Genomic DNA, 22,999 nt, shown 5'->3' with positions numbered 1-22,999 from the left:
TCCATTTGGTTTGATTGTTTCTCTCAACTCAATTATACCAATGTTGAAGGTCTCATGCCATTTTTATCACCAAATAATATTGAATTTTCAAGGTGCACAGGGACTTTTATAAGTGCGAAGTTTTAGTAATATATTTTTAAAAGAGTTGTTAGTTTTATTTTTCAACCAATTAATAAAGGATTTTTTTTGGTTATATTGAATATAAATAAATATATTATGATTGTTGTTATATCTTGTTATAATTAATATTGAGCAATATACATTTGGTTGTTACTTTGATTTTTTGATTTATTTTTGTGATTTTCACAAATACTATAGGTATGATCAGACTTCTGTTTTTGTCAATGGTTGGTACAAACCGAGTTGTAATTAGCATCAGTAAAGTGAAAGGATGATCCTTAGATGAAAGCTATTATAATGGCCGGCGGGGAAGGCTCAAGACTTCGCCCTCTTACATGTGACCTGCCCAAGCCTATGGTCCCAATAATGAACATTCCAATAATGGAGCACATAATTAATTTGCTGAAAAAGCACGGAATTACTAAAATCGGCGTTACACTCATGTATCTTCCTCAAAAGATCAAGGATTATTTCGGGAATGGTTCCAATTTTGGAGTCAATATTTCCTACTTTACCGAGGATACTCCTCTTGGAACTGCAGGAAGTGTAAAAAACGCAGAAGACTTCCTGGACGAATCCTTTATAGTAATAAGCGGGGATTCCCTAACCAATATGGATATCACTAAGGCAATCGAGTTTCACAAAATGAAAAATTCGAAAGCCACTCTGGTTTTGACAAGGGTGGATGTTCCCCTAGAATACGGTGTAGTTATTACGGACAAGTACGGCTCCATAACCGGTTTCCTGGAAAAACCCAGCTGGGGTGAAGTCTTTAGTGATACCGTAAATACCGGAACTTATATTTTAGAGCCTGAGGTGCTAAAATACTTGGAAAAGGGTAAAAAAGTGGATTTCAGCCAGGACCTTTTCCCTCACCTTCTCCTAAAGAAGGAGCCCATGTACGGTTATGTCATGGATGACTATTGGTGTGACATCGGTGACCTTCAGGCATATCTTCAGGCCCATTACGATGTCCTCGAAGGTAAAATCCAGCTTGATATAAACGCAACTGAAATCAAAAAAGGTGTGTGGGTTGGAGCCGGTTCAACCATTGATCCCGATGCAATAATCAATCCTCCTTGTGTTATCGGAGACAACTGCCGCATTGAAAGCGGTGCTGTAATTGACAGTTTGAGCGTTATCGGAGACAATAATGTAATTGAGCGGGAAAGCTCCATAAAGCGCAGTGTTATATGGAATGGCAGCTTCATTGAGTACGGTTCTGAAATACGGGGCGCTATATTGTGCAACAAAACAAACCTGAAGCGCTACGTACATATATTTGAAAATGCCATTGTTGGGGACAACTGCTTAATCAATGAAAGGGTAGTTATAAAGCCAAATGTCAAAATATGGCCACAAAAATCCGTTGACCCCTTCGCAATAGTAGATAGAAATATTATCTGGGGTTCAAAGCACTCAAAAAGTATTTTCGGTGAAAACGGTCTTTCCGGAATTATTAACGTTGATATATCCCCAGAGTTTGCGACCAGGCTTGGCGCAGCGTACGGTTCCATATTTAAAAAGGGTTCCAAGGTTGTTGTAAGTTCCACCACCTCCAACTCAGCCAGAATGTTCAAGCATGCCTTCATATCCGGTATTCTTTCGGTAGGCGTAGAAGTATTCAACTTAAGTAGTCTTCTTACTCCTTTGTCCCGTCATGCCATCAATTTCCTTTCCGTTGAGGGGGGAATTCACATTAAGCTCAGTGAGGACAATCCAAACAAGCTTAAAGTTGATTTTATGGACTCCAAAGGGGCAAGCATCAGTAGGGTTACGGAAAGGAAAATAGAGAATTCCTTCTCCCGTGAGGACTTTAAACGCTGTTCCGGTGATGAAGTCAGCAGACTTAACAACATCACGGACTTTAAGAACTATTATGTACGTTCCATATTGAATGAGGTAGATGTTGAATCAATAAAAAGCAACACACCAAAAATATGTATAGTATCTCCCTCGGATTTTGTAATTTCCATTGTAGTACCTATGCTCACCGATTTAGGCTGCAAAGTCGCAAGTTTCTCCTCTTCCAATTTGAACGAGGTTGATACAATTATTGACGAAATAAAAAACAACAATGCCGGGTTTGCCGCTTTCATTGATAGTAACGGGGAAACACTGGTGCTGATAGATAAGTATGGCAATGTGGTAAAGGATGATTTATTCCTCTGTCTTACATCCCTTATTACCTTTAAGTCGGTTCCAAACTCAAAGGTGGTTGTACCCATAACGGCTCCATCCATCATTGAAACATTGGCCGGACGGTACAATGGTAAGGTTGTACGCACAAAAACCTCACCCCAGGCTGTAATGGAGCAAATGTTAAACCACAACCTCTTCAAGAATCGCGAGAACATGGATCAATTCCTGCTAAACTTTGATGCCATTGCAGGACTTGTAAAAATAATTGAATACCTTTGCCTCAAAAATACCACCCTTACAGAAACCATTAAGGAAATACCGGATTTCTATGTCAGCAAAAAGAAGATTTTCTGCCCTTGGGAGTTAAAAGGCAGGGTAATGAGAACACTTATAACCGAGAAAGACGAAGAAAAGGTGGAGCTTTTAGATGGCGTGAAATTTATATTGGACAACGGTTGGGCCCTTGTCCTGCCCGATGCAGATATGCCCCTTTGCAGGGTTTACTCAGAAGGGATTTCGCCTGACGTGGCAGAAACCATTTCAGACAAATATCTTGACAAAATAAAAGCAATAATTAATGATAAAAAGTAATAAAAGAAAGATTTTTTGCATTATCATAAAGGAGATTTATGCGTACGATAACAATTACAGAAGATAGAGCAAACAAAAGAATTGACAAAGTTTTAAGAGAAACCTTTCCAAGGCTCCCCAACGGAGCCTTATTTAAAGCCTTTCGCAAAAAGGACATAAAGGTAAATGGCATAAGGGTTAAAGAAGACCACATTGTAATGCTTAATGATCATGTGGATATATATATCACAGATGATATTTTGGACGGAATCCCAAAAGCAGGCGAGTTTAATTATGAAATGGCATTTTCAGTGGCTTATGAAGACAGCAATCTTCTCATTGTAAACAAAAAGCAGGGTATACCCGTGCACCCCGACAGGACACAGACTGAAAATACCCTTATTGATTTTGTAAAGGATTACCTTAAGATAAAGGGCGAATATAAAGAAAATTCCGACTTTACCCCTTCTCTTTGCCACAGGCTTGACCGCAACACCGGGGGTCTTGTTATGGTGGCAAAAAACAATGCGGCTCTTCATATGGTGCTTAAAAAGATGAAAAGCGGCGAAATCAGCAAATATTACCAGTGCCTTGTAAAGGGGAAAATGGAAAAAAGAGAAGATATCTTGACGGCGTATCTTGAAAAGGACGAAAGAAAAAGCAGGGTTTTTATCAAGGATACAAAGTCTCGAGATGGAGTTGAAATAGTTACCGGATATAAAGTTCTCTCCTACAGAAAGCTTGCTGATACCGATGAAGGTATCAGCAGCCTTGAGGTTGAGCTTTATACCGGCCGCACCCATCAAATCCGGGCTCACCTTGCCCATATCGGTCATCCTGTGGTAGGCGACGGAAAATACGGAATCAACAGCTTTAACCGTCTTTTAGGTGCCAAATATCAGGCTTTATGGGCATACAAGCTGAAGTTCGATTTTTCAGGCGATGCCGGAATTTTAAATTATTTAAGGGGAAGGGTAATACAGGTGCAGCCGGAGTATAAGCTCGCAAAGTATCCTTCTATATTTTAATTAATTGCCGATAAGTGCTTCCTTTAACGCATTGTATGCCGGCTTTTGCTTGTAATTATTATCATAAATCAATGGATTGTCATAGCCTGGGAAAGTTCCCGGAATCCATGTGTATTTGTCGGTGAATCCCCATAGCACGAAGGTATTGCAATTGGGATTTGCAAGGCAAATTTTCATTAATTCCTTATAGTTGTTTGCCTGTACTTGGAACGCAGATGTTTGATTCTCCGACTGAGGTATGCGTATATCTATTTCTGTTAAGGATACAATAACACCTATTTCTGCATATCTTTTTATATTTTGATCAATGCTGGCAAGATATGAAGGACTCATTCCGTTGATAAAGTGGCATTGGAATCCTACTCCATCAATAGGTATACCTCTTTCTTTCATACTTTTTATCATGTTAAATACCGCATTGGACTTTGGACCTAAATCTTCAATATTGTAGTCATTATAGAAGAGGAGTGCATCAGGATCGGCCTCCCTTGCATATTTGAAGGCATAGTCGAGATAGTCCTGACCTATTACATTCTTCCATACACTGCTCCTTAATCCATTGCCGTTTCCATCATCTATACATTCATTTGCTACATCCCACTCTACGATTTTTCCTTTGTAATGAGTCATAACTGTGGTAATATGGTTTTTCATTACTGCAAGCAGGGAATCCCGTGACCAGTTTCCATTTGTAAGCCATGATGGATTTTGATTATGCCAAACCAATGTATGTCCCCTCATCTGCATGCCGTTTTTCTCAGCAAAGGCAAGCAACTGATCCCCTTTTCTAAAATCAAAACTGTTTTGCCTTGGTTGCAAAGCATCAAACTTCATTTCATTTTCGCATACAACCATTGCAAATTCTTTCTGTAAAATGTTGTTATAGGTTTGATCTGAATTATTGTAAAATGGGTAGTTTACGCATGTTCCAATTTTTATTCCCCTTGCCTCTGCATAATCACGCAACGAATCTCCTGAAACTGTAGGAAGAGGGGGTATTGTTGGAGTGATGGCTGCAGTTGATGTAGGTGTTGGTGTCGGTACAACGTCTTGTCCTGGGAAAACAGTTATAATATGAAGTATATATCTTTTTAGGATTGTGTAGTCGGTAGAGTCCACACTGCCACTTCTATTTACATCAGCATTTGAAAGCTTTGTTCCTGTAAGCGGCGTTATACCGAGCAAATGCCTTTTTAATATCTGAAGGTCTGTTGAATTAATATTTCCATCACCATTTAAGTCACCAAGATCTCCGGAATTGCTTCCAGCACCAAAAGTGAACCAGTCAATATTTACAGGACCTGTGAATACCAAATACAAATCATTTACTCCTGTAACTTTATTAATGCTGCAGGTTTGCTCCTCATATGTATTCCAGTCTTCTGTTGATTTCACCGATAATGTACCTATTAAAGTACCGGACGGACTATTTAACCTAAGTTCAATATCGGAAGTAATGGCATTTGCGACCATAGCCTTAAAGGATGTTGCTCCGCTTCCAAAGTCTATATTCTTATAAACCAGATAGTCACCACTATTAATATAACCTACTCCACTACCGCTGTCATTTGGAACTCCTATTATCTCAATAGTTGACGAAGAAACACTGCTGTAACTTTCCGCTTCAATCCGTGTATTGGCTAGCCTTGGGCTAGGTGTCGGAGTTGGAGTAGTGTCATTACCCGTAAGTCCTGCCTCATCTGCCATTTGAAGGAAATTCCACAATCCAGGCTTCCACACATTAAAATCGTGTCCACCTCCCTGAATAAGCCAATAGGTATGGTTAATATTATTGGAAGTACAATATTCATGTACTCTCTGACCAAAGCCTATTAGATTATCATTGGTTCCACAGGCAATGAAAAGCAATTTCAGCTGTTCCCGGGCAGCTTTACCTCCGTCAGGAAACAGTCTGTTATTAGCATAGGTATTTGGAGCTGAGGAAATCGGTCCAATATACGCAAATTTATCTAGATTTGTCAAACCGATATTAAACGATTGTCCGCCTCCCATTGAAAGTCCTGCAATCGCACGATGTTCGCGGTCGGTATAGACCGAATAGTTTGATTCGATATAAGGAATAAGAGAATTAATCAGGTCCTTTGTGAAATTTTCATAGCCGTCTGCTATCCCATTTCCAGCTGCGTTAGTGTTCGGTGTTACAATTATCAGAGGCTTGATTTTGCCGTCGGCAATCAGATTATCGGCAATAACATTGGCTCTGCCGCCTCCTTCGAACCAGTCGCCTTCACTACCGCCTATACCGTGTAAGAGATACAAAACGCTGTACTTTTTGTCCTTTGAGTATCCCGGAGGCAAATAAACTTTTGCCGGTCGCGTACTATTTGTGGCCGTTGAGAAATAAGAAATGTTTACCACCTGTCCCTTTGAAACACCGTTCCTTACCTGATCATATCCTGACGGTGGCATACTTGGCAACGATGCCGCTGATGTAATATTTGTCGTCACAAGCAGCGATGTCATAAGCATCAAGCCAATAAGCAACATACTGAAAACCTTTTTTGACATAATACTCCTCCTTTTGGTTTTATTTAAATAAAAATCATTGCATCTCAACTGTTAAATACTCCCCCCTTTTTTATCGTTACTCCCATAACATCTTTTGTTTTCTTATTTATTCGTAAACACTTATTTTTTTAAGTCGGTCACTTTCATCAAAATCATGTATTCTTAATTCAAATTAACACTTGCTTTGAACCATAGCCGATTTGCAGGACAGATTTGAGTTAAAGGGGAATGTATTGGGAAGAAAACAAAAAAGATCACATTAGGTGATCTCTTCAACAAATTTTCTATTCCTGACTGCGTTATCTAATTCGATTGTATTGCCCTTTTCCTATTACCATCCTAAAGGCATTCACTTTATTACAACCCCATCATAAGGACCTGTTATTGATGCAGAGTTACTGCGACCTTCTAAAAATAATACTTTATAAATAGAAAAATCAGTCTTTTCATTCTCAACCCTCCTCAATAAAGTTGTTGTGATTAAACTTATTGATTTGTTATCTACAAAGAATATATCGGCAAAAATTCAAATTATGAATATCTATTAAATAAAAAATGTAAAGAATGGGTTTTTGACATTTTAGGATCTAGCAAATATCATCGAAGCCGCTTAATAGCAGCTTTTTTATTGATTGAGAGCGGTTTTTTCCTACCCTTATAGCTTATTTTCGCCACTGGGCCCACATTAGGGGATAATTCTATAGTAAAATACCCCGTCAATATTTTCTACCTAGAAGAAGACTGCCAGTCTTTTTTACTATCTATTTAGTTGCCTTTCATCATTTTTCTCGATTTTTAAATAATAGCACAACACTCCATTTTTGAGTATTTAAATATGATAAATCCCAACTTTTTATACACCTTACTTATCATTAATTCTTGTAATGTTCAAGCCCAAGAGTTTTTTCCAATATCTCTACAATAGATTTCCTGGTCATTTATCCATAGCAGAAACAATATTATCTCAAAAACTTCATAGGTAATGCATTAATGAAGAAAACCCTAATTTGGTCCCCATATGAACTTTCCTGTTTTATCAATATATCCTTCCTTTGAAAAGGAGAAGGACGAACTGCTTAAGCAAATAGCTCAACTCTCATATGAGGTTTCCTGGCTTAAAAAAATCTGGCCGACTCTAAATCCCGTGAAGACCGCACGAAGATGATTGACAGAAAAGATAAAAAACTCAGCATAACAAAGCAAGCAGAATTATTGGGCTTAAACCGTACAAGCCTTTACTACAAGCCGGTTCCAGCAAATGATGAGGAATGCCTGATTAAGCGTATGATTGATGAAATTTACACGACTCATCCAGAGTATGGCTATCGCAGGATGACAAATATCCTGAACCGGGATTATCACATTCATATCAATCGAAAACGAACCCGGCGTTACATGAGGGAAATGGGGATACATGGCTTCTGTCCTGGACCCAACCTTAGCAAACGTAGTACTTGCATCCATATCTGCTGAGAGGCTTGAAAATTGAACATCCAAATCAAGTATGGTCCATAGACGTGACCTAATGCCGGATGAAACACGGTTTTATGTATCTGGTAGCTATTATAGACTGGTATTCCCGCTATATTGTTGGGTTTGAGTTATCAAACACTTTGGATTGGACATTCAAGATAGAGGCACTCCAAAAGGCGATAAAACTGCACGGTAAGCCTGAAATCATTAACAGTGATCAAGGTTCACAGTTTACTAGTGATGACTACATAAATCTATTGAAAAATAACAATATAAAAATATCAATGGATGGAAAAGGAAGAGCATTGGATAACCACGGATAGAGCGTTTCTTCCGATCCTACAAGTGGGAAAAACTTTATCTTGAAGATTGTGAAAGAGGACATCAGCTCCGGCAGTCGTATAAAACCTTGGAGTTCTGCCCCAACCCCCGTCCTCGCCGGAAGGCAGCCGATCTGTTATTGCAAACCGGAAAACAAGAGGATGTATGTCCATTGGATGTCAAGGGTCAAGAGGATCTCTCTTACGCTCGCCCTCGACATTTTCCAACAGAATGCATAAATGCAAATATTATGCAAAACCAAAGAAGGGAGAATCTAACTTAAAAAAGCTGCAAAAATTGTCTTTACAATTGGGAGCATTATAATACAATTTATTACTTTTTAATGCACAACACCAATAAATTTATATAAACTATATGCCTATCCTAATTAACAGTTCAAACTAATTATAACTATATTACCACAATACCCCTTACGAGCAAATTAGATTTATCATATAGATTTAGAAGATGATTTACAATCAATGTAGTTCCAGCTTATCTAAGCCCTTACCCTCATAATAATTACATAAACCTTTAGCGTTCCAGTCTTAATAGAAAATCTGTATCATTTCATAAATTCCCACTGAAATATTACTTAAGCTTCGAATCTTAAATATAAAAGGTATCAAAAATAAATAAATGGGGAGGAAAACAAATGAAAATAAGCAAAAAAATTTTACTGTTACTTTGTATTAATCTTTGCCTGACCTTCTTACTAATTAATAGTATCCCACTAATATCTTTCGCAGCGGTTAATCCAGACATAATAGTTGCTAAAGACGGTACGGGCAATTTCACAACGATACAAGCTGCAATTGATTCAGTCCCGTCAAACAATTCAAAAAGAACTGTTATATTTATCAAGAACGGTACATACAAAGAGGTTGTCACAATCAGAAAAAACAACATTCATCTCATAGGCCAAAGCAATACGGGAGCAATTATTACATATGATAATTATGCCGGTAAACCAAAACCTGATGGCACCACCTATGGCACATCCGGTTCTGCATCATTCTATCTGTATGGTACTGATGCAATTCTTGAAAATCTCACAATTGAAAATTCCTTTGATGAAAGTATCAATGTAAACGATAAACAAGCTGTAGCTGCTTATATTCGCGGTGACAGGCAAATAATCAAAAACTGTATTTTTATTGGAAATCAGGATACTTTGTATGCTCATTCAGGCAGACAGTATTATACGAACTGTAAGATTATAGGCGATACAGATTTTATATTTGGCGGTGCAACAGCTGTGTTTGACAATTGCGAAATTGTTTCAACACCAAAAGGCGGATATGTCACTGCTGCAAGCACTGATATCGCAGATTACGGATTTCTGTTTTTAAACTGCACATTAACAAGCAGTGCTCCCCAAAATTCAACATATCTTGGAAGACCTTGGCGTCCCAATGCATATGTAGTTTACAAAACATGTTATTTAGGAGCACATATAAGGCAGTCCGGTTGGACTAGCATGAGTGGTAACCCACCTGAAAATGCACGTTTTTTTGAGTACAAAAATACAGGTCCGGGGGCAGTAGTTAATTCATCCAGAAGACAGCTTTCAGATGCTGAAGCTGCAAAATTCACTCCAGAAAATCTATTAAAAGGTACTGACAATTGGAATCCGGTTGCGATTGTATCTCAAACACCCGTTCCGACACCACCTCCGACACCGGTACCAACGCCCATAGAGGGAGAACTCATAAAATCGTTAACAGTAAGGGATTCGGCAAATTCGTCCAATTGGTCTATACAATCGAATTTACAGGTTGGAGATAATGTGTTTGGCGACAGGACCTACAAGTTTGTCACAATCCCAAAGGAGCTTCTGGGCTCCGAACGGATCAGAACAGCCTGTGATTCAAAAACCTTCACAACAGACCTTGCATATTTCACAACCAAAGCTGATGTAACCGTATACGTAGGCCTAGACTCAAGAGTTGCAAATGTACCGTCATGGCTGAGCAATTGGACTAAAACCACTGAATCCATAACTGATGATGGCACACCATCAGTTACCTATAACCTTTATAAAAAGGATTTCAGTTCAAATACTGTTGTGACTCTTGGTGCCAATGGAACCTCATCTGGAGTCGTAAATTATATTGTGATAATTAAACAAAGCAATCAAAAAAGCATTATATATGGTGACTTGAACGGAAATGGAACTGTAGATTCAACTGACTATACATTATTAAAAAGATATATTCTTAAGCAAATAAATTTGCCCCAGGATAAAATTGAGGCAGCCGACTTAAACAGGAATGGCTCTGTTGACTCAATAGATTATTCTATACTAAAAAGATTCTTGTTGAAAATAATTACACAATTACCTTTATGAAGTAATTGCGTAATTATCCATACCCAAAGTGAATAAGAAATATTCTGCCCAGTTTCTAAAATTCCCGATGAAATATTATTTAAGGTTCGAATCTTAAATATTCTAGGTTCGAACCTAGAATATAAAGAATATCAAAAAAAGACAGAACGGGAGGATTAATCATGTCAAGAAGTTTCATAAAACATATGTCTTTACTGCTAATGGCTTCAATAATAATAACAGCCTTTTTGCTTACAACCGCTACGTATGCAGAGACCATATCACCTTTAGATAGGCCTATAGGATGGGCATCGGAAGCAGGAGGAACCACCGGTGGTGGAAATGCCACTCCTGTGATTGCAACGAGTTCAAGTGAGCTTCAAAAACTTGTTAGCGGAGACACCCCAAGGGTTATTTATGTGCAAGGAAATATCGGCGGCAACTATAATGTAGGATCCAACAAAACCATCATCGGTTTTCCTGGTGCAACCACAGGCAGTTGGTCCTTTAACGGCTCGTCCAACGTTATATTGAGGAACCTTATAATAAAAGGCAACGGTGCAGATGGTGATGCGATAGGAGTCTCGAATGGATCTCATCATATTTGGTTTGACCATCTTGATTTATGCGACTCAACTGACGAAAACCTTAGCATAAAACGCGGTAGTGATTACATAACCATATCCTGGTGCAAATACTGGTTTTCAAGAGACGGAGGCCACACATTCGGTGGACTGATTGGACACAGCGACAGCAACGCATCCCAAGATGCAGGAAAGCTTAGGGTAACTTATCATCACAACTGGTATTCAAAGGGAGTAACAGAGCGTATGCCCCGTGTTCGCTTCGGAAAGGTTCATATTTTCAACAACCTGTTCGATGCCCCCGGCAATAATTATGCCATTCGCTGCGGCTACGATGCAAACATCCGCTCCGAAGGCAATGTCTTTGTAAACACAAAAAAATGCTTTGACTTCAGTACTTCCTCCCCAGCCTCTGTGCTCCAGAGCATTAATGATCTGTTTATAGGAAACTGCACCGGAACAACTGGAAAGGGTACTGCTTTCACTCCTCCCTATAAATACAATGTTGAATCAACTTCAGGACTTAAGGAAAGGATTGAAGCAGGTGCAGGAGCAACATTAGGTAGACCGGAAACGCCCCCGCCTACAACACCTCCTACCAATACCCCTACAAATACTCCTTCAAATACTCCTACACCACAACCTACTCCAATAGACTTAGTATATGGGGATTTGAATAATGACGGTAAGGTAAATTCAACTGACTATTCTATAATGAAAAGGTTCCTCCTTAATGTTATCCGCCTAACAAATGATCAGCTTAGAGTTGCAGATCTAAATCTTGATACTAAAGTAAATTCAACTGATTTTGCAATATTGAAAAGATTCATACTGGGTTTGATTGACTCATTACCATATGGCGAAACCAAAACTTACCAAGCAGAAGATGCAGCTTTTAGCGGTGCTGTAACTGAAACAAAGAATGCAGGATATACAGGAACAGGCTATGTAAATTATGATAATGTAAGCGGTGGATATATTGAATGGACAATAAACGTGTCTAGTGCAGGGACAAAGTCATTGATCTTTACATATGCAAATGGAACTTCATCAAATAGAACGGTTGATATTAGTGTAAACGGTAATGTTGTTGCATCCGGCGTGGTGTTTGGAGGAACAGGGTCATGGACACAGTGGCAGACAAAGAGCATAACTGCTTCATTAAATCCTGGAATTAATAAGTTCAGGGCTACTGCCACATCATCAGATGGAGGTCCTAACATTGATAAACTCGAAGTAACTGGCAATTAATAAAGGTCAATCTCTGTGAAACCTTAGGAATGCATACAATGACTATAAGCACCAATATAAAACCCTATGCAAAGCTCTTCTTATTTAAATTACGGGAAAAAAGATTTTTTCGTCGGGAATACGCAAAAAACTGCAGGACTTACCTTCCTGCAGTTTTTTGTCTTCTCACCTTTATTTCTTACCTTATTTACCTATAAACATTTGCACAAACATCTTGCCATATTGAGGACTTTCCACAACACCGATTCCGGTGTAATTGAAATTGGCATTTAATATATTCTTTCTATGGCCTTCCGAGTTCATCCAAGCCTGAACAGCTCCCTCTACCGTACGATTTCCTGCAATATTTTCTCCTGCTGTCCTAAAGCTTACGTTAAACTGTCTCATCATATCAAAAGGAGAACCGTATGTCGGCGACTGATGGGAGAAATAGTTCTTTTCAACCATATCCTGCGCCTTGAGTCTTGCTACCTTCTGCAGCTCCATATCAATCTTAAGCGGCTCGAGGCCAGCTTTTGCTCTCTCCTTGTTGATGAGATCCAATGTCAGCTGTTCATCGGCACTTAAGCCTGTAACCGGTGTTGAAGGTGCCTGTGAAGTAGGACTTGGCTTAACTGCAGTAGTCGGTGCGGGTGAAGCCTTGACCGGTGTTGGTGCCGGTGCCTTAGGTGCAGAGGTTTTTTTCGGACTTTTTGTTGTTGGAGTACCGGTAGTAGTACCCTGCTGCTTGATATACTTTGAAGAAACTGCCCCCACACATCCGGTTGCGGGTTCATATACTGCGTACCAATCCCCCAATTTCCCAAATACATTAACAGTTTGTCCTTTCTTAAGTACACATACTACAGGAAATTTGGTAGATGGCCCCTGCCTTACATTTAAAGTGTCTGCAGTCACCACGCCAGTTACAAAGTTTACCTTTTGAAATGTTGTGGCTGCCGAAACATTTTGGAAGCTAAGTCCAGAAAGACCCATACCCCCTGTCAGAACAAGAGCGAGAACAATTAGTAAGACTATCTTCCTTTTCATGAAAATCCCTCCAAGTCATCAAATTAAACATGCAATAAAATAAGATTATATTTGGTTATACAGTGTTGATTATAGTATTGACAAATTTAAATGAATTATTTACATAAGCAAACTATAAAATTAAAAACTTTATATTTTATATAAAAAAAGGAGTACTGCATGGTCAACACGCAATACTCCTTTTTTAAGCATCAGAAACTAAGCCGTTAAGCTTATAATTCTTCTATTATTTTTTAAGGCCTTTGGCCACTTCCTCTTTAGCCTTTGCAATTGCTTCCTCATAAGGAATTGCAGCAAAGTCCTTCTCACATCTTAGCTTATATTCTACAATGCCATCCCCTGCTTTTTTACCTACAGTTATCCTTATTGGAATACCTGTAAGGTCGGCATCCTTGAATTTAACTCCCGGTCTTTCATCCCTGTCATCTAACATTACCTCAATGCCTAATTCCTCAAGCTGGGCATATATCTTTTCCGCCAGCTCCATCTGGACACTGTCGGTGGTGTTCACCGGTATTACGATTGCATGATATGGTGCAACAGATATAGGCCAAATTATACCGTTCTCATCGTTATTCTGTTCGATTACGGCAGCCATACTCCTGTTTACTCCTATGCCGTAGCAACCCATAATCATTGGATTTTCCTTGCCTGTCTCATCAAGATATACGCAGTTTAAAGCTTCTGAATACTTGGTTCCAAGCTTGAATATGTGACCAACCTCAATACCGAATTCAACCTTCACGCCAGCTCCGCATTTAGGACATGCATCTCCCTCTTTAATAGTCCTAATATCCTTCACATATTTGGCTTTGAAATCCCTGTTTATATTAACATTCTTGTAGTGAAAACCTGTCTCATTTGCTCCCACCACAAAGTTCTTCATGCCTTCAACCTCAAGGTCAACCACAACATCAATATCAAGGCCTATAGGACCTGCAAATCCCACTGCGGCACCTGTGACCTTCTCTACTGTTTCAGCATCTGCCATTTCAAGCTCTATGCAGCCCAAGAGATTCTGAAGCTTTGTCTCATTTAGCTCCCTGTCTCCCCTTACCATGGCAGCAACCACTTTATCGTCTGCTTTATATATAAGGGTCTTTGCAAATTCCTTTGCAGAACAGCCGAAGAACTCCATAAGCTCCTCAATGGTCCGGGCGTTCGGGGTGGCAACCTTCTCAAGTTCCAGTTCTTCGCAGCAGTTTTTGCCATCGCAGCACTTTTCAGGTATACACTCTGCCTTTTCATCATTGGCTGCATAACCGCAGGCATCACAATATGCAATACGGGATTCGCCGATTGCCGATTTTACCATAAACTCCTGGGAGCCCGAGCCTCCCATTGCTCCGGTATCTGCATCCACAATGATGTAATCTAGACCCAGACGGTCAAATATCCTGCAGTATGCATCATACATCTTTTTGTAGGATATATCGAGACCTGCCTCATCCCTGTCAAAGCTGTATGCATCCTTCATCACGAACTCTCTTGATCTCATGACGCCAAACCTTGGTCTTCTCTCATCCCTGTACTTTGTCTGAATTTGATAGAGGGTAAGGGGAAGAGACCTATATGACCTTGTGGCACTTTTAACAGTCTCAGTAAATATTTCTTCATGGGTTGGTCCAAGACAAAAATCCCTGCCGCCTCTGTCCTTGAGTCGGAACATTTCTGATCCAAATACCTCCCATCGGCCCGATGCCTGGTACGCTTCAGCAGGCAAAAGTGCCGACATTATCAATTCCTGAGCACCAGCTCTGTCCATTTCCTCCCTTACAATCTGCTCAACCTTTCTGAATACCCTGTAACCCAAGGGTAAAAAGGAATAAATTCCCGATGCCAGCTTCCTCATAAGACCAGCTCTCAGCATAAGCTGATGGCTTGCTATTTCAGCTTCCGCCGGCACTTCTCTCAATGTTTGAAAAAACATATTGGAAACTCTCATAAATAAAAACCTCCTTAAAAATCAAGAAATATATAACCGGAATAATTTCCTTAACATTAAAAAAACCCGTCCACTACTATGGGACGGAGTGTTGTTTTCCGCGGTACCACCCAAATTGGTAAAACCCTACTCTATATACCTATAACGGAGTATATCCGGCAGTCTCATAAACCGCATCTCCAGGGTGGGAAGAAAGTTTTATTGCTTAGGAACCCTCTCAGCCATGAGTATATCAGTCCTTTATGTAAGCAGTTTGATTACTCATGAAGCTCCTTCTCTAAAAGCCTGCCCTTTCGCAGCCCCTTCATAGACCATACAATCCTCTATTCATTTTGCTATTCGCCTTGCATATATTCGAATTACTATATTTTATATATTAATATACCTGCCATACTATGTCAATATACATAAAAAGCACAAAAAACTTGGTTCGTCTTGCCTGTTATTGATTAGTAAGATATAATCTTGAAAGAATACTAAAACTAAAATCTAATTAATAATAAAAGATAATAACAATATTAAAGGAATGATTATAGATGAGAGTTGGGATAGGACAGGACAGCCATAGATTCGATTTTGATGACAAGAATAAAAAGCTTGTGCTTGGAGGAGTAGTACTTGAAGGATACCCTCCCTTAGCCGGCAACAGCGATGCGGATGTTATACTGCATTCCATTACAAATGCGATTTCAGGAGTTACCTGCGTAAACATACTCGGAAAAATCAGCGATGAACTCTGTCTTGAAAAGGGTATAACAGACAGCAGAGTTTATCTTAAAGAAGCACTCAAGTATTTAAACGGCAAAAAAATAGTTCATGTATCAATATCCATAGAATGCCTTACCCCTAAAATCACTCCCCATATTCCCGCAATTAGAAGCAGTATTTCAGAGCTTTTAGATATACCGGAAGATTCCATAGGAATAACTGCCACCACCGGGGAGGGCCTTACCCAATTCGGCCAAGGCCAAGGTATTCAGGTATTTAGCTGTGTTACCGTAGAGTAAAAACCTTTTATCCTTTTAAGGGTATGCTGATATTTACGGAGGTTCCCATCCCTTTTTCGCTGTCAATTGTCATGGTTCCTCCAAACTTTCCTTTTATAGTTGAATACGACATATAGACACCTATTCCTGTACCACTTGCCCCCTTGGTTGTCACCATTTCTTTAAACAACTTGTCTTTTATGCTCTCAGGGATCCCGCATCCATAATCCCTAACATTAATTTCCAGGTTGTGTCCTTTTTTGCTGAAAATGATATCAATTTTTCCTCCACTTTCGTTATACGACTCAATAGCATTGGTAATTATGTTATTCATTACCTGAGTCATATTGTTTATTTCTCCCTTTATTGACGTATCTTCGCTCACCTTCATGTCCACGTTCATTTCGCAGTGGTGGCGTTCAACCTCATGGCTCATAAGTATTTTTACGTTCTTAAGCAATTCGCCAACAGTGAAGCTTCCATCGGTGGATTCATTGAAATTAACAGCCTGTCCCTTTACGGTAGATATTTCATCCGAAATATACGAACAATAGGGTTTTATGTTATCCACGCATTTTTTCATCCTTAAAGCAATTTCATGCTGCATCGAATCCGATACATTGCCGTCTTCAATAGATTTTTCATATTCGACTACAAGATTATTTAATTCATCCAATCCTTCAGATATTGACATAATAGGGGTCTTAAAATTCTGTGCTATTCCTCCCATAAGCTGCCCTAAGGATGCAAGTCTTTCTCTCTCCATAATAATAGAGTGTTTTTTGTCATAACTTTTTTCCAGATATGCATTATAAAAACGTGTAAACAATAAAGAAATCCCAAACCCGATAATAACGCATATTAAACCGATCTTATACAAACTGACTCTGGTACTGTCTATGCCCGATGTTACGACATCAATCGGAATCATTCCAAATACTGTCCACCCCAGTTCAATCCCGTTTATATTGTCAATTGTCTGGTAAGCCAGTATGTATTCTCTTCCGTTTATGTTTTTAATAGAGGTTCCGTTTTTTTGCTTTAATATTTCCTGAATGTATAATTCATACTTTACATAATCCACTTTTCCATTCTGAATTCTGTTTAATGGATTCATTACATAGTTGCCATCTTTTCCTACGATATACAGCTGCCCTTCATCAGGAATTTTTATATCGGATATGAGGCTATATATGTATGATTCCTTTATATTGAGCATAAGTATGCCAATTTCCTCATTGTTCTCGCCCTTAATGCTTTTCATATTTGATATAACCAGTTTGTTGCCTGTATGAGTACCTGTAGTTGCCACCTCAGTCTGATATGTATCAATCCACAATGAGTCTCTTTTGCTTTGTTTAAATCTCCGTACCGCATAATATGCAAGCGCATTGTCCGTGGTTAGCGGTTTTGTCTCTCCCGAAGTAATGTATTCCCCGATATTTGTAATCACTGCTATATCTGCTATATCTGTTCTTGTTTTTGTGAGTGTGTTCAGGATATCTTCTATATTTCTTCCGTTTGTCGCCCTTTTATGTTCATTATCCAGTTGTCCATGCATTTTTACAAGATTATCAAAGCCTTCATTCCTTAGAATCCCGTTTGAAATATCGTCAAATCCAATCATTATTGTTTCGATATTATTGCTGATTTGCTTTATAAGCTCAAGGGAATCCGCACTGGCATGGTTTATCATAGCATTGGATATCATATTAAAGGATAGGTAACCCAATAATGTAGTCAAAATCAATATAATCAAAGCAAAGGCAGCATTGAACCTCATCTGCTTTTTTATTATTAACATATTTAATTTCTTAAAAACACTTTTTATATATCTTGGCACTTTTATCACTTTTGACATTTTACACGCCTCCACCTGTTCGCTAAGCTTTAGCAATATAAGGAATGGAAATTAATATTTCGGTACCCTTCCCTTCCTCACTCTTTATTTTCATTGTCCCTCCAAACTTACCCTTAATCGTTGAGTGAGACATATATAGGCCAAGCCCTGTTCCGTTCTTTCCCTTGGTTGTAATCATTTCTTTTAAAAGCTTCTTTTTCACATTTTCCGGTATTCCGCTTCCATAATCCCTTACGACTATTTCCAATTCCTGGTCGTTTTTGCCGATTAACAGGTCGATTTTTCCTTCATTTCCGCTATAGGATTCAATAGAATTAGATATAAGATTGTTCAGTACTTGTATAAGATTATTTATTTCTCCTCTTATAAGTGTGTCCTTATCCACTTTTATATCCAGTCTCAACTCACAGGAAAACTTCTTTAGCTCGTGGTTCATTAGAATGTCAACTCTTTTTAATAGTTCTCCCACCGAAAAGCTTGCATTGTTTGATTCATTCATATTGCCGGCCTGTCCCTTTACTGTGGATATAATATCCGACATGTATCCGCAGTAGGGCTTTATCTTACCTATCCAATCCTTCATCTCAGCCGCAATTTCAAGATGGTCCTCACTGGTTACCTGAGGGTCTCCGATAGAAATATCATACTCTTCTATTAGATCCTTTAATGCCTCTAGTCCGCCTGCTATCGACATTATGGGCGTTTTGAAATTGTGGGCAATTCCTCCTATTAGCTGTCCTAGGGAAGCAAGCCTTTCTCTCTCTAGCGCAATGGAATGTCTTTCCGAATAGCTTCTATTAAGGTATCGGTTATAAAAGGCCGTTGCCATCCCTATAAGAATGAAGCCTATGACAACACATGCAATACCTATGAAAAACAGACGCGTACCCGCTTCGGTGACACTGGTCCTAATCTCCGAAACCGGTGTAATTTCAACTATTATCCATCCCAGTTCTGTGCCTTTTATATGTTGAATGGTATTATAAGTCACAAGGTACTCCTCACCGTCTATCTCCTCTATGTCTACATTGTTATCCCTGCCCAACATATCCTCAACGAATTCCAGATCCGCCCTTTTACCATTCTTAAGTCTTTCAAAGGGGTTTAAGACATAATTTCCATCGCTGCCAATTATATAGATTTTTCCGTTGTCACTGGGCTTAATGTCTGCAATAAGACTGTAAAGATACTCTTCCGTAATGTTTATAATCAGGGTTCCCTGACTCTTAAGGCTACTGGAAGCATATATTCCCTTTATTATTGAAAAAACCTGTACTTTTTCGGAATTTTTAAGATTTGAATCAATATCCAATGTATATGTATTTAGCCATAATGACTGCTTATTGCTTTCATTGAACGCTTTTACTGCATAGATGTTATTTATATTCTCATGAGCATCCGGTCTCACCGTTCCCGATGTTATGTAAGCTCCTCCATTTGATACCACTGCAATATTAGCGATATCTTTTCTTTCCCCCGCATAATTATTTAGAATATTCTCAATTCTTTGGACATTCTCGGCTCGTAACTGAATATCCTCTATGTTATCGTGCATACTTATATACTCTGCCAGTGTATTATCCCTTGACAGAGTCATCGCCATCTCGTCAAAACCTGTGAGAATCACCTCTATGTTATTGGATGTTTGCTTGATAAGCTCAGTAGAACTGACCTTTGCATGGCTTAGCATGGAATTTGAAATCATGCCGAAACAAGCTATACCCACCGCAAATATGGAAAGTATAACTATTACTGCGAACCCAAGGTTTAACCTCCATGCTGTACTGACTTTCTCCTTTTCAAGTCCATTTATAATATCGGGCATTCCCTTTTTGCGTCCAAAAAGCATAGAATAATCCCCCAATGCAGAATTATAGAGTCCGGTACACAGAAATATCAGATGCTGATTTAACATTTAGCGGAAATTGATTTGCATGTAAATAATTACGTGAATTCAATGGAATTATTAATGACTGTCAAATGAATATCATATTATAATTCTACATCAGATAAGGATATTCCTCTTTGATTGTTATTATTTGCATTGATAATTTTATGCTTATTCGTAGCTTTTAGCTTCTGAGAATCACATTCTCTTTTTTAAATAGCGTGGCCGCTAGACACAACGTAATAACAACATACACCACTGATGACCCTAAAGCCATGAGTAAATAAGCATAGTTGATGCTGCCTCCAAGCACTATTTTGAAGGCTGATAATGTGTTCATAACAGGTACAAGAAACATATATACCGGGATGTCATTTGGCTGCATAAGCATTGTGGCAAAAGCCGGTATCATAACTATTATCATTAGAAAAGACATATACGTCTGTGCCTCTTTAAAGGATTTGGCATAGCTGCTGAGGGCTATCTGCAGACCTGAAAAAGTCATTCCCAGGGTTATTGAAATTACAATGACCATAAAAAATGCCAACGGCTGTATGCTAAAACCGGTAATGTCAGTACCTACTCCCATACCCATGCTGGACGGATCAATCACAAATCCTATAATCGCACCTATCATTGTTGCAACAACTGATACAAAAGAAAATAGTGTTACTGCCAGATATTTGCCCAAAAGAAGAGAAGACCTGCCGGGTTTGGTGGTAAGCAAAGGTTCAAAGGTATTCCTTTCCTTTTCACCTGCCACAAGGTCTGTAGCCGCAGCAATGCCCCCGGATGCCATCAAGACCACAAGCATCATTGGAAGGGATACTGCTAGGATGCTTCCGCTGGTTTTTTCCTCATTGGCTATATTGCTTTCTTCTATCATCGCAGGTGTCAATATCTCCGGGTTCACTCCAAGAGAATCAAGCCTCTGCTTTACAATTCTATCATTGTAGTCTCCAATAGCATTCCACAATATACCAAGGCTTCCCTGGGATTTGGTTTGGGACTTGTCATATATGAGCTTTATAGCAAAGGGCTTTCCCTCAGCCAATTTGGAGGCATAATCCTTCTCAAAATCCAGTACCACCCTCACCTTTGATTCATTAATGGCCTTTATAGGGTCATCTGTATCAATAAGGCTTATGTTGGGATAGTCCTTGATTATCTGATTTTCTACTATATCCCTAATCTCATCGGTGTTCGATTCCTGTGTCAGGGCTATGGTAACGTTTTCATTTATATCCCTGCTAAGGTCCTCTATACTTCCCCCTACAAGCATGCTTAAAATGGGGATTAGCAACATTGGAACAAATATACTGGTAAGAAGCGTCTTTTTATCCCGTACAATATCCTTTACCTCTTTTTTGAATACAATCCAAACGTGCTTGCTAGCGTTCACTTCTGTCACCTACCAGTTTAATAAATATATCTTCAAGGCTCTGATTGCCATATCTTGACTTAATTTCATCAATATTACCGACTTCCACCAAATTCCCCTTGTGAATTATACCTACACGATCACAAAGTTTTTCTACCTCGCTCATGCTGTGACTTGAAAAAATCACCGTTTTCCCTTCTTTTCTGCAGCTTGCAATAAATTCATGCACATCTCTTATGGCACTGACATCAAGTCCTGAGGTGGGCTCATCCAAAAGCATTATTTTTGGGTCATGCACTATGGCTCTCGCAAACGCCACCTTCTGTTTCATCCCTTTCGAGAGCTTTCCTGCCCTTCTCGTCAAATACTCCTCCATATTGAAGACTTTTGCAAGCTCTTTAATTCTTTCTTTTATTTGAGCCCTGCTCATATCATTCAATTCTCCGAAATATGCTATGTTTTCTTCACATGTCAACCTATCATAAAGTCCGGTCTCTCCTCCAAAAAGGATTCCTATGCTACTCCTGACCTTTTGGGGCTCCTTTACAATATCCCAACCTGCCATTGTTGCAGTACCGGAAGTAGGTCTAAGCATGGTCGCAAGCATTCTTAGTGTCGTGGTTTTTCCAGCTCCGTTCTCCCCCAGTAATCCGAATACCTCGCCCTTTTTTACTTCAAAGCTGATGCCGCAGACTGCAGCAATATTGCCAAAATGCTTGGATAGACAATGTATTTTGATCACGCAAATTACCCTTACCTTTCTTTATTGGTTAAAGTCAGTATACTTCAGCATTGCCAATTACTGCTTCGGCAAATGTCAGGTCTTCCCTTGTTGTAATTTTTATGTTGTTGTAGCTTCCCATAACCAACTTAGTACGTATACCCATTCTCTCCGCAAGAACAGTATCGTCAGTGCCATAAAACCCGTCATCGGCAGCTTTTTCGTGAGCCTTTATTATGACATCCTTTAAAAAGGCCTGGGGCGTCTGAATAGCCCAGAGCGTGCTCCTTTCCAATGTTTCCTTTACAAAGCCCCCACTATCTGCCGACTTTATCGTATCCTTAACAGGCACTGCTACGGTAGAAGCCCCATATTCTTGCGCTGCCTCAATGCAGTTTTCGATAATTTCGTCATTTATAAACGGCCTTGCACCGTCATGTATAATAATAATGTCCGATTCGTTATTTACTTGTATAAGGCCATTATACACAGAATCCTGCCTTTGCTCCCCACCTGCCACCAGCATCTTTACCTTTTTTAGTTCATAGGCCTCTACAACATTTTGCTTGCAGTAAAACATGTCGCTATTGCTTACTACCAAAACCACCTCGTCAATCAAGGAGCAGTCTTCAAAAACCTTAAGGGTCCTAGCAAGTAAAGGTATTCCGCATACCTTTATGTACTGCTTGTTGATATCCATATTCATACGAGTCCCTTTTCCGGCTGCCACAACAACCGCACTTACCCAAAGCTTTCTACTCTTTTTCATTATCAAACTCTCCTGGCAGATGTTCTAATGTTTTTAAAATTATATCATATTATTCTTTTGATTGTAATAATT

Annotated in this window: 13 protein-coding genes and 1 pseudogene; 6 read left to right on the top strand and 8 right to left on the bottom strand. The window is 39.2% G+C overall.

What is annotated here, in order from left to right; genetic code table 11:
• The first annotated feature begins 402 nt into the window (after nucleotides 1-402).
• Both EFD62_RS13395 and EFD62_RS13390 read left to right on the top strand, forming a co-directional pair.
• A complete protein-coding gene (locus EFD62_RS13395; RefSeq protein WP_069194950.1) occupies nucleotides 403-2,853 on the top strand; it encodes a mannose-1-phosphate guanyltransferase in 2,451 nt (816 codons plus the stop codon).
• A gap of 38 nt (nucleotides 2,854-2,891) precedes the next feature.
• Nucleotides 2,892-3,860 (top strand): RluA family pseudouridine synthase, encoded by a 969-nt coding sequence (locus EFD62_RS13390; protein ID WP_128706273.1) that lies wholly within the window; start codon nucleotides 2,892-2,894, stop codon nucleotides 3,858-3,860.
• Here the strand turns inward: EFD62_RS13390 and EFD62_RS13385 are convergent, their stop codons facing one another.
• Nucleotides 3,861-6,389 carry an endo-1,4-beta-xylanase gene (locus EFD62_RS13385; RefSeq protein WP_128706272.1) on the bottom strand — a complete coding sequence of 843 codons (2,529 nt, stop codon included), beginning with the start codon at nucleotides 6,387-6,389 and terminating at the stop codon, nucleotides 3,861-3,863.
• Nucleotides 6,390-7,437: 1,048 nt separating this feature from the next.
• Between EFD62_RS13385 and EFD62_RS13380 the strand changes: the two are divergent.
• The 3 genes and pseudogenes from EFD62_RS13380 to EFD62_RS13370 all read left to right on the top strand — a co-directional run.
• Nucleotides 7,438-8,268 (top strand): annotated as a pseudogene (locus tag EFD62_RS13380) (IS3 family transposase); the annotation flags it as partial.
• A 570-nt stretch (nucleotides 8,269-8,838) separates the two neighbouring features.
• Nucleotides 8,839-10,533, top strand: coding sequence for a pectinesterase family protein (locus EFD62_RS13375; RefSeq protein WP_128706271.1), 1,695 nt, complete (start codon nucleotides 8,839-8,841; stop codon nucleotides 10,531-10,533).
• Between the two features lie 161 nt (nucleotides 10,534-10,694).
• Nucleotides 10,695-12,347 carry a pectate lyase family protein gene (locus EFD62_RS13370; RefSeq protein ID WP_128706270.1) on the top strand — a complete coding sequence of 551 codons (1,653 nt, stop codon included), beginning with the start codon at nucleotides 10,695-10,697 and terminating at the stop codon, nucleotides 12,345-12,347.
• Nucleotides 12,348-12,530: 183 nt separating this feature from the next.
• Here the strand turns inward: EFD62_RS13370 and EFD62_RS13365 are convergent, their stop codons facing one another.
• Complete coding sequence (locus EFD62_RS13365) at nucleotides 12,531-13,376, bottom strand: CAP domain-containing protein (RefSeq protein ID WP_069194955.1); 846 nt, start codon at nucleotides 13,374-13,376, stop codon at nucleotides 12,531-12,533.
• 226 nt (nucleotides 13,377-13,602) lie between these two features.
• Complete coding sequence (locus tag EFD62_RS13360) at nucleotides 13,603-15,321, bottom strand: proline--tRNA ligase (RefSeq protein ID WP_128706269.1); 1,719 nt, start codon at nucleotides 15,319-15,321, stop codon at nucleotides 13,603-13,605.
• Nucleotides 15,322-15,857: 536 nt separating this feature from the next.
• Here EFD62_RS13360 and ispF point away from each other — a divergent pair.
• Nucleotides 15,858-16,328, top strand: a complete 471-nt coding sequence (gene ispF / locus EFD62_RS13355) for a 2-C-methyl-D-erythritol 2,4-cyclodiphosphate synthase (RefSeq protein WP_069194957.1) — start codon at nucleotides 15,858-15,860, stop codon at nucleotides 16,326-16,328.
• A gap of 7 nt (nucleotides 16,329-16,335) precedes the next feature.
• Here ispF and EFD62_RS13350 read toward each other — a convergent pair whose 3' ends face one another.
• From EFD62_RS13350 to ispD, 5 genes are all read right to left on the bottom strand, one after another.
• Complete coding sequence (locus tag EFD62_RS13350) at nucleotides 16,336-18,168, bottom strand: sensor histidine kinase (RefSeq protein WP_128706268.1); 1,833 nt, start codon at nucleotides 18,166-18,168, stop codon at nucleotides 16,336-16,338.
• Nucleotides 18,169-18,190: 22 nt separating this feature from the next.
• The gene (locus tag EFD62_RS13345) at nucleotides 18,191-20,017 is read right to left on the bottom strand and encodes a sensor histidine kinase (protein WP_128706267.1); all 1,827 of its coding nucleotides are present in this window, start codon (nucleotides 20,015-20,017) and stop codon (nucleotides 18,191-18,193) included.
• Between the two features lie 223 nt (nucleotides 20,018-20,240).
• The gene (locus EFD62_RS13340; RefSeq protein ID WP_128706266.1) at nucleotides 20,241-21,458 is read right to left on the bottom strand and encodes an ABC transporter permease; all 1,218 of its coding nucleotides are present in this window, start codon (nucleotides 21,456-21,458) and stop codon (nucleotides 20,241-20,243) included.
• The gene (locus EFD62_RS13335; protein ID WP_128706265.1) at nucleotides 21,448-22,179 is read right to left on the bottom strand and encodes an ABC transporter ATP-binding protein; all 732 of its coding nucleotides are present in this window, start codon (nucleotides 22,177-22,179) and stop codon (nucleotides 21,448-21,450) included. Before EFD62_RS13335 ends, EFD62_RS13340 begins: the two co-directional genes overlap by 11 nt.
• Nucleotides 22,180-22,213: 34 nt before the next feature.
• The gene (gene ispD / locus EFD62_RS13330) at nucleotides 22,214-22,927 is read right to left on the bottom strand and encodes a 2-C-methyl-D-erythritol 4-phosphate cytidylyltransferase (RefSeq protein WP_069194962.1); all 714 of its coding nucleotides are present in this window, start codon (nucleotides 22,925-22,927) and stop codon (nucleotides 22,214-22,216) included.
• Between the last annotated feature and the right edge of the window lie 72 nt (nucleotides 22,928-22,999).

The sequence above is a fragment of the Acetivibrio mesophilus genome (genome assembly GCF_004102745.1).
In the GTDB taxonomy this organism is placed as follows: Bacteria; Bacillota; Clostridia; order Acetivibrionales; family Acetivibrionaceae; genus Hungateiclostridium; species Hungateiclostridium mesophilum.
This window is presented reverse-complemented; position numbering and strand designations above follow the sequence as displayed.

Excerpts from the sequence above, each read along its gene's own strand:
- EFD62_RS13395 (WP_069194950.1), top strand. The coding sequence starts at position 403 with ATGAAAGCTATTATAATGGCCGGCGGGGAAGGCTCAAGACTTCGCCCT.
- EFD62_RS13390 (WP_128706273.1), top strand. The coding sequence starts at position 2,892 with ATGCGTACGATAACAATTACAGAAGATAGAGCAAACAAAAGAATTGAC.
- EFD62_RS13385 (WP_128706272.1), bottom strand. The coding sequence starts at position 6,389 with ATGTCAAAAAAGGTTTTCAGTATGTTGCTTATTGGCTTGATGCTTATG.
- EFD62_RS13375 (WP_128706271.1), top strand. The coding sequence starts at position 8,839 with ATGAAAATAAGCAAAAAAATTTTACTGTTACTTTGTATTAATCTTTGC.
- EFD62_RS13370 (WP_128706270.1), top strand. The coding sequence starts at position 10,695 with ATGTCAAGAAGTTTCATAAAACATATGTCTTTACTGCTAATGGCTTCA.
- EFD62_RS13365 (WP_069194955.1), bottom strand. The coding sequence starts at position 13,376 with ATGAAAAGGAAGATAGTCTTACTAATTGTTCTCGCTCTTGTTCTGACA.
- EFD62_RS13360 (WP_128706269.1), bottom strand. The coding sequence starts at position 15,321 with ATGAGAGTTTCCAATATGTTTTTTCAAACATTGAGAGAAGTGCCGGCG.
- ispF (WP_069194957.1), top strand. The coding sequence starts at position 15,858 with ATGAGAGTTGGGATAGGACAGGACAGCCATAGATTCGATTTTGATGAC.
- EFD62_RS13350 (WP_128706268.1), bottom strand. The coding sequence starts at position 18,168 with ATGTCAAAAGTGATAAAAGTGCCAAGATATATAAAAAGTGTTTTTAAG.
- EFD62_RS13345 (WP_128706267.1), bottom strand. The coding sequence starts at position 20,017 with ATGCTTTTTGGACGCAAAAAGGGAATGCCCGATATTATAAATGGACTT.
- ispD (WP_069194962.1), bottom strand. The coding sequence starts at position 22,927 with ATGAAAAAGAGTAGAAAGCTTTGGGTAAGTGCGGTTGTTGTGGCAGCC.